Origin of the sequence: Mycobacterium sp. (assembly GCF_049585075.1) — a bacterium.
Lineage (GTDB): Bacteria > Actinomycetota > Actinomycetes > Mycobacteriales > Mycobacteriaceae > Mycobacterium.
Map to the genome: position 1 here is coordinate 1 of NZ_JBAUZA010000130.1, position 3487 is coordinate 3487.

The following is a 3487-nucleotide window of genomic DNA, read 5'->3' on the forward strand; positions in this document are numbered from 1 at the left end:
AGGCGGCGCAGCTTGGTTCTGTGCGCCGCGCGGCATCCGCCCCGTCGGCACATGTTCTACCGGCGGCACCGCCGCCCCCGGCAACGCCTGAACGCCATTCGGCGCTGCCGCGGAGAACGATTGTGCGCAGGGTGCGGCGGCCGCTGGAGGAGCCACGACGACCGGAGCCACGAGTCCAATGGCGGTCACCGCCGCCACCGATATCGGCGCGAGTCGGGGAAATACCGACAACGTCAAACCTCCGAAGGGTGCCTGGACTTTCCCGTTGGTTCGTCGACAGCCGACGCACAGGGATCGAACCTGTGACGATAGTGACTGCAGTGAGAATTGGGCTCAGTGATACGCCGGATCGGTATCCGGTTGTGACCGTGTCACAACCACCCCCGTTGACGTTGCGCTCAGGGTCGTGATTTCGCTCAAACAACAGCCCTGACCGCAATCTCAACGATGATCGCGCGAAGCGGTGTCGGCCAGCGGCCGAGGATACTCAAGACTCATGACTGGCTACGGCGAGCTGTCGGATGCCCATATAGCGGCGATGTCACCAGATGAACGCAAGGACTTGATTCGGCGTTTGGAGCGTCCGCTCGACGGAGTGTTGCCACCAGTAATGGCGAGACGCATGCGGCGAAACCGGTTAACCCTGATGGTGGGCGGCGTTATCGCGCTGATCCCGTGGACCGTATACCTCGGCTTCACCTTGCCCGCGAACTATGTCGCCCATAACTGGCCGGCGACGTGGATCGGCTTTGACTGTGTGCTCATCGCGTTCATGATCGCTACCGCGGTGCTGGGCTGGCTGCGCCGACAGATGGTGTTGCTCGCCGCGTTCACAACAGGGGTTCTGCTGATCTGTGATGCCTGGTTCGACATCATGACCGCCGGCCCGAGCCAAATGCGAGTGTCTGTCCTGACCGCGGCGCTCGGCAACCTGCCCCTCGCGGCGATCATGATCCGCGGCGCAGTGCGGATCGTGCGGCTGACCGCCACCCGGCTCTGGTTTCTCGACCCCGGGACGCCGGTCTGGCGCCTGCCGTTGCTGCCATAACCGGGTCCCCGTCTCGCCGGTCTAACCGTCCCCACCGAAACCGCGGTAATCTCATTCTCACAGCGCCCCTCAGCGCGCGATAAGGAGGCGGGATGGCCCCGGATGACGAAGCCGAATTGACGACGCGTGCTGCCCGCTTCATCAAGACCTCCGTCGAGATCCTGGGCGAGACGGGGCGCACCGACTTCACCGTGCAAGAGGTGGTCGCCCGCTCGAAGACCTCATTGCGGGCGTTTTATCAGCACTTCAGCAGCAAGGACGAATTGCTGATTGCGCTGTTGGAGCGGACCATGGCGCAGTCGGCACAAACCTGGCGTGCCGAGACCAACGGACTGGACAGCACTGCCGCGATCAAACTGATCATCGACCGGATAAGCGCCGAGCCTGAGTCGAGCACTCAGGACAGCCTGAATCGGGCGATGAACCTGTACAACCAGCATCTGGCCGAAACCCGGCCCCGCGACTATGCCCAGGTGCTCTCCCCGCTGCACGAGCTGGTCCGAGACGTCGTGCAGCGCGGTATCACCGAAGGAGTTTTCCGGCCTAACCTTGATGTCGGGCCCGCCGCGGCGATCGTCATGCAGACCATCTTGGGCGCCCTCCGATTGCATTGGCTGGGAGCCGAATTAACAGGTGCGCCAATTGATTCGGCCCATCTATACGACTTCTGCATCCGCGCCCTTGGCGCAGACGACGGCGTGCCGCCGGCACCGCCGACGCTGAGCGAGTTGTTCAGCCAGATCGGAATACGGCCGGGCGCTCGCAACGGCGAATTCGCGATGACGATGCCGGTCAGCCCTCAGGTAGTCAACACATCCGGCGCCCTGCAGGGTGGGTTGGTGGCCACGCTCGTCGACGTCGCGGGCGGACAGTTCGGGCTGGACTACCTGCGGGACGGCACCACGATGACGACCGCCGACCTGTTCATCCGCTACCTGCGTCCGATCCGGCAAGGCTCGGCGTTCGCGGTACCGCGGATGCTGCGCAGCGGCCGGCGCGCGATGGTCATGCAGATCGACGTCTACGGCGACGGCGGCGGCGGTGATGCCCAGGAGGAGCTGCTCGCTACGGCCACGGTGAATTTCGCCGTCATCAACGGAGCGACCCCGAAGCTGCCGGACTGGCCGCGCGCCTGACCCCGCCATCGACCGATTACAGCTTGTCGCACAGAAGTGGTAACGTCATTACCACCCACTGAGAACCCAGACTTTTGCAAGGAGATCGCCATGCCGTCTCGCGAGCTTTCCTTCCCGGTGTTCGACGCCGACAACCACATGTATGAACCGCAGGAAGCGTTGACCAAGTTCTTGCCGGACAAGCGCAAGAACGTGATCGACTACGTGCAGGTTCGCGGTCGCACCAAGATCGTCGTGCGCGGCCACATCAGCGAGTACATCCCCAACCCGACCTTCGAGAAGGTCGCCAAGCCGGGTGCCCAGGAGGACTACTTCCGCAACGGCGCGCAAGGCAAGACCTATCGCGAGATCCTGGGTGAGCCGATGAAGGCGATCCCGGCCTTCCGTGAGCCCGCGCCGCGGCTGGAGGCCATGGACGAGCTCGGCATCGACTACGCGTTGATGTTCCCCACCCTGGCCAGCCTGGTCGAAGAGCGCATGAAGGACGACCCGGAGATGACCCACGACGTCATCCACGCGCTCAACGAATGGATGTACGAGACGTGGTCGTTCAACTACCAGGAGCGCATCTTCGCCACCCCGGTCATCACGCTGCCGATTGTCGAGCGCGCGCTCGAAGAACTCGAATGGGTCCTGGAGCGCGGCGCCCGCACGGTGCTGGTCCGCCCGGCGCCGGTGCCGGGCTACCGCGGCAGCCGGTCATTCGGACTCGAGGAATTCGACCCGTTCTGGCAGGCCTGCATCAAGGCCGAGCTTCCGGTCTCGATGCACGCCTCGGACAGTGGCTATTCCGAGTTCGCAAACGTGTGGGAACCCGGCGACGAGTTCCTGCCGTTCAAGCCGACCGCCTTCCGCAGTTTCGCGATGGGCCATCGGCCGATCCTGGACGCAATGGGTGCGCTGGTGTGCCACGGCGCGCTGTCGCGCAATCCGGAGCTGCGAATCCTATCGATCGAAAACGGCGCCGACTGGGTGCCGGACCTGTTCAAGGGCCTCAAGGGCGTCTACAAGAAGATGCCGCAGTCGTTTAGCGAGGACCCGATCGAGGCGTTCAAGCGTTGCGTCTACATCACCCCGTTCTGGGAGGACCGTTTCACCGAGATCGTCAAGATGGTCGGCACCGACCGGGTGCTGTTCGGATCCGACTGGCCACACCCCGAAGGCCTGAAAGACCCCATCTCGTTCGTCGACGAGCTCACCGATTTCGGCGAAGAGGATGTCGCAAAGATCATGGGCGGCAACCTGATGAAGCTGATGAAGGTCTCCAAGCCGGTCCACGCTTGAGCCTGCCGAGCAGACGCAG

The 3487-nt window shown here is 63.7% G+C and carries 3 protein-coding genes and 1 pseudogene; 3 read left to right on the plus strand and 1 reads right to left on the minus strand.

What is annotated here, in order from left to right; genetic code table 11:
* Window positions 1-237: pseudogene (locus WB785_RS06085) on the minus strand (DUF4185 domain-containing protein); the annotation flags it as partial.
* A gap of 259 nt (window positions 238-496) precedes the next feature.
* On the opposite strand from WB785_RS06085, the gene WB785_RS06090 reads away from it, so the two are divergent.
* The 3 genes from WB785_RS06090 (at window position 497) to WB785_RS06100 (ending at window position 3468) form a co-directional block, all read left to right on the plus strand.
* Complete coding sequence (locus WB785_RS06090; protein WP_424077862.1) at window positions 497-1048, plus strand: hypothetical protein; 552 nt, start codon at window positions 497-499, stop codon at window positions 1046-1048.
* 92 nt (window positions 1049-1140) lie between these two features.
* On the plus strand, window positions 1141-2184 hold the full coding sequence (locus tag WB785_RS06095; RefSeq protein ID WP_424077863.1) for a hotdog fold thioesterase: 1044 nt from the start codon (window positions 1141-1143) through the stop codon (window positions 2182-2184).
* A 90-nt stretch (window positions 2185-2274) separates the two neighbouring features.
* Window positions 2275-3468, plus strand: coding sequence for an amidohydrolase family protein (locus WB785_RS06100; RefSeq protein ID WP_424077864.1), 1194 nt, complete (start codon window positions 2275-2277; stop codon window positions 3466-3468).
* The last annotated feature ends 19 nt before the right edge of the window (window positions 3469-3487 follow it).